At 38.5% G+C, this 4,566-nt stretch carries 4 protein-coding genes; all 4 read left to right on the forward strand.

Features of this window, described 5'->3' with window-relative positions:
• Window positions 1-424: 424 nt before the first annotated feature.
• The 4 genes from rpsL to tuf are packed head-to-tail and all read left to right on the forward strand — an operon-like array spanning window position 425 to window position 4,565.
• Window positions 425-799, forward strand: a complete 375-nt coding sequence (gene rpsL, locus OZD63_RS00165) for a 30S ribosomal protein S12 (protein ID WP_007549314.1) — start codon at window positions 425-427, stop codon at window positions 797-799.
• 5 nt (window positions 800-804) lie between these two features.
• Window positions 805-1,284 carry a 30S ribosomal protein S7 gene (gene rpsG, locus OZD63_RS00170; RefSeq protein ID WP_275007763.1) on the forward strand — a complete coding sequence of 160 codons (480 nt, stop codon included), beginning with the start codon at window positions 805-807 and terminating at the stop codon, window positions 1,282-1,284.
• A gap of 21 nt (window positions 1,285-1,305) precedes the next feature.
• Window positions 1,306-3,381, forward strand: coding sequence for an elongation factor G (gene fusA / locus OZD63_RS00175; protein WP_275007765.1), 2,076 nt, complete (start codon window positions 1,306-1,308; stop codon window positions 3,379-3,381).
• Window positions 3,382-3,392: 11 nt separating this feature from the next.
• The gene (gene tuf / locus OZD63_RS00180; protein WP_274980031.1) at window positions 3,393-4,565 is read left to right on the forward strand and encodes an elongation factor Tu; all 1,173 of its coding nucleotides are present in this window, start codon (window positions 3,393-3,395) and stop codon (window positions 4,563-4,565) included.
• The last annotated feature ends 1 nt before the right edge of the window (window position 4,566 follow it).

The raw sequence follows: 4,566 nt of genomic DNA on the forward strand, positions 1-4,566 counted from the left end.
TTATTCACTATCCATTTTTTAAGTTGGCGTTTTTTAATGTTTTAAATGCTTTATAAGCGTATTTCAGCTTTTGTAGGTAAAAACCTAGAAATTTGATAAAGACATAAGGTGCACATAGCGCAAAAAATTAAACATGAGACGCCAGATACGTTGAGTTTTTTTGTCATTCAATCTGTACAGAGAAGATAAATAAATAGCTTCAGTTTCATGATAAGAGGGCTGGCAAAGGGTGTCAAGTAAGTTTTTTCGTTTCTACTGAATGATAGTTGTGGCTTGGGAGGTAGTGCAAGAAGTCTACTGATGGCTTTCAAGGCAGTTGAGCTTAATTATTAGAGTAGTAATGTTTATTTTTATATTGACTATTGAGGTTTATTATTTTATAACTAGAAACTTAGTTATTTTAATGAGCTTGAGTTTATAACATATGCCTACGATAAATCAATTAATACGTAAGGGTAGATTAGGATTGACCCATAAGAAAAAGGTACCAGCTTTGGGAAAAAGCAACCCTCAAAGGAGAGGTGTTTGCACTAAGGTGTATACTACAACTCCTAGAAAGCCTAACTCAGCACTCCGTAAAGTAGCCAGAGTAAAAATTAGTGGGTATGGTGAAGTGACGGCTTATATACCTGGTGAAGGTCATAATTTACAAGAACACTCTGTTGTTTTGATACGTGGTGGGCGGGTTAAAGATTTGCCAGGTGTGCGCTATCACATAATAAGAGGTGCCCTTGATCTGCGTGGTGTGCAAAATCGAAAGAAAGCTCGTTCAAAGTATGGTGTAAAGAAATCTGGTTAAAGTTTATGGCTCGTCGGAATAAAGCAAAAAAAAGAGAAATAAGTCCTGATTCGCGTTACGGCAGTGTTTTGCTGATGCGTTTCATTAATACAATCATGAAATGTGGTAAAAAATCTGCTGCAGAAAAGATTATCTATGACGCTTTGTCTTTAGCTGAAGAGAAAATAGGCGAAGGTGGGTTATCAATTTTTGAGACAGCAGTAGGAAATGTTACTCCTTCTATAGAAGTGCGTTCTCGACGGATTGGTGGTGCAACTTATCAAGTACCTGTTGAAGTTCAACGAGATAGAGCGGTTTCTTTAGCGTTAAGGTGGATTGCTAAAGCAACTTCTGCTGCTCGAAAAAAGAGTGGAAAAACCACTGTTGATTGTTTGCAATCTGAAATACTGGATGCTTATAATAAACGCGGTGGTGCGTTTAAGATGTGCGAAGAAAAATATAAAATGGCTGAAGCTAATAAGGCGTTTTCTCATCTTCGTTTTTAATGTTAGCTAATTAATTGTGATATGGAAATTGGAATATCTAAATACAGAAATATAGGGATAATGGCTCACATAGATGCTGGTAAGACTACCACAACAGAGCGTATCTTATTTTATACTGGTAAGCAAAATAGAATTGGTGAAGTGCACGATGGTGCAGCTTCTATGGATTGGATGGAGCAGGAAAAAGAGCGTGGTATTACAATCACATCTGCTGCAACAACATGTTTTTGGAATGATCATAGGGTCAATATAATAGACACTCCTGGTCACGTTGATTTCACTATTGAAGTTGAGAGATCTTTAAGGGTTTTGGATGGTGCAGTTGCTGTATTTGATGGAGTTGCTGGAGTTGAACCTCAATCTGAGACAGTGTGGCGTCAAGCTGATAAATATAGCGTTCCTCGTATCTGCTTTGTTAATAAGATGGATAGAATAGGGGCAAATTTTTATCGATGTGTTGATATGATAAAGACGAAGCTTGGTGCAGCACCTTTAGTTATTCATTTACCAATAGGGAGTGAGAAAGATTTCAAAGGTATAATTGACCTTATTTCTATGAAAGCCATTATATGGCAAGAAGAAACGTTGGGCGCTAAATTTTCTTATGAAGATATTCCTTCTGATTTGCTTGATAAGGCTCAAGAATATCGAAATCTTTTATTAGATGCTGCAGTTGAGATGGATGATGAAGCGATGAATACTTACTTTGAGTCTAATGATCTGCCAGTGGATTTACTGAAAAAATGCGTGAGAAATGGGACCATTAAAGGAAAATTTGTTCCTATGTTATGTGGATCAGCTTTTAAAAATAAAGGCGTACAACCACTTTTAGATGGTGTGGTTGACTTTTTACCTTCTCCTATTGATGTTGATGTAATTGTTGGAATTGATCCTAAAGATTCAGAAAAGAAAATTGAGGTCAAACCTTCAGAAAAAGAGAAATTTGTTGCTCTTGCATTTAAAGTGATGACGGATAAATTTGTAGGCAGCTTGACGTTTATCCGTATTTATTCTGGTAAATTAAAGTCTAAATCTACCGTTTCAAATGCGTTAAAAAACGAAACTGAAGGGATTGGCAGAGTGTTACTTATGCATGCAAATAACCGAGAAGATATAACTGAGGCTAGGGCTGGAGATATAGTTGCTTTAGTTGGGCTAAAGAAAACAACCACCGGAGATACTTTATGTTCTGTTGATTTTCCTATATTATTGGAGCGTATGGAATTTCCTGAGCCTGTTATTGAAATTGCTGTGGAACCTAAAACCACTTCAGATCAGGAAAAATTAGGTATTGCTCTAAATAGGTTGGTTGCAGAAGATCCTTCTTTGAGAATGTCAGTAAATGCGGAAAGTGGCCAGACTATATTGAAAGGCATGGGTGAGCTCCATCTTGAGATTATTGTTGATAGAATGAAGCGCGAATTTAACGTTGAGGCTAACGTCGGTGCTCCTCAGGTTGCATATCGTGAAACTATCACTAAATCTGTTGAAATTGATTACACTCATAAAAAACAATCTGGTGGAGCTGGTCAGTTTGCTAAGGTTAAAATAAAATTTGAACCTCTTGAGCCTGGTTCTGGGTTTCAATTTGAAAGTAAAATTGTAGGTGGTGCTATTCCAAAAGAGTATATTCCTGGGGTAGAAAATGGCTTGGAGTTGATAAAAGAAGGTGGTATAATTTCGGGATTTCCGTTGATTGATTTTAAGGCTACCCTTCTTGATGGTGCTTTTCATGAGGTTGATTCTAGTCCTTTAGCTTTTGAACTTGCTGCTAAAGGTGCTTTTAAAGAGATGGCAAATAAAGCTGGTCCAAAAATGCTGGAGCCTATAATGAAAGTTGAAATTATTACTCCTGAAGAATATATGGGTGATGTTATGGGTGATATAAATAGTAGAAGAGGAAATGTTGCTGATATGCTCGATTTAGGTAATAATAGTAAAATAATTACTGCTTCGGTACCTCTTGCAAATATGTTTGGTTATATCAACGTTTTGCGTTCTGTGTCTCAGGGAAGGGCGCAGTATAGTATGCATTTTTCTTGTTATGAGCAAGTGCCACAATATGTGGTTGATGAGTTAAAGTTAGAGTATAATTAAGGGTAATAGTTATGACAGCAGTAGTGGAAGCATTTGGAAAGCCGCATGTAAATGTGGGAACAATAGGACATGTGGATCATGGGAAGACGACGTTAACAGCGGCGATAACGAAGCATTATGGAAATTTTGTAGCGTACGATCAGATAGATAAAGCGCCAGAAGAAAGGAAGAGGGGGATAACGATAGCAACAGCGCATGTTGAGTATCAGACGGAAAAAAGGCATTATGCACACGTTGATTGTCCTGGACACGCTGACTATGTAAAGAACATGATAGTAGGTGCAGCACAGATGGATGCGGCGGTATTGGTAGTGTCGGGGGTTGATGGGCCAATGCCACAAACGAGAGAGCATATATTGCTGGCGAAGCAGGTAGGTGTTGGATATATCGTGGTGTATATAAATAAAGCTGATGTTGCTGATGCTGATATGATAGATTTAGTAGAAATGGAAGTGAGGGAATTACTGAGTAGATACGGATTTCCAGGGGATGAAGTGCCTGTGGTGGTTGGTTCAGCACTCAAGGCGCTGGAGGATGACAGCAGCGAATATGGAAAGAAATCAATAGACAAATTGATGGAAAAGTTAGATGAATATGTAGCGGTTCCACCAAGGCCTGTGGATTTACCATTTTTATTGCCAATCGAAGATGTATTTTCGATATCGGGGCGAGGAACAGTGGTAACAGGAAGAATAGAGAAGGGAGAGATAAAGGCGGGAGAAGAGATAGAGATAATAGGTCTGCAAGCGACGCAAAAGACGATATGCACAGGTGTTGAGATGTTTAAGAAGTTGCTGGATAAGGGAAGTGCAGGACTCAATGTAGGAATATTGTTAAGAGGAACAAAAAGAGAAGAAGTGGAGAGAGGGCAAGTATTAGCGAAACCGGGGACGATAACACCGCATAGAAAGTTTAAGGCGGAGGTTTATGTATTAAAGAAAGAGGAAGGAGGAAGGCATACACCATTTTTTGCGAATTACCAGCCACAGTTTTATTTAAGGACAACGGATGTAACTGGGAGCATAAAATTGCTAGATGGGAAGGAGATGGTAATGCCAGGAGATAATGTGAGTGTAGAAGTAGAATTGCAAGTACCGATAGCAATGGATAAGGGATTGCGTTTTGCGATAAGAGAAGGCGGTAGAACTGTTGGTTCTGGTGTTGTTTCTGAAATTTTGGAGTGAG

The sequence above is a fragment of the Wolbachia endosymbiont of Drosophila leontia genome (assembly GCF_028981785.1).
GTDB classification, from domain to species: Bacteria; Pseudomonadota; Alphaproteobacteria; order Rickettsiales; family Anaplasmataceae; genus Wolbachia; species Wolbachia pipientis.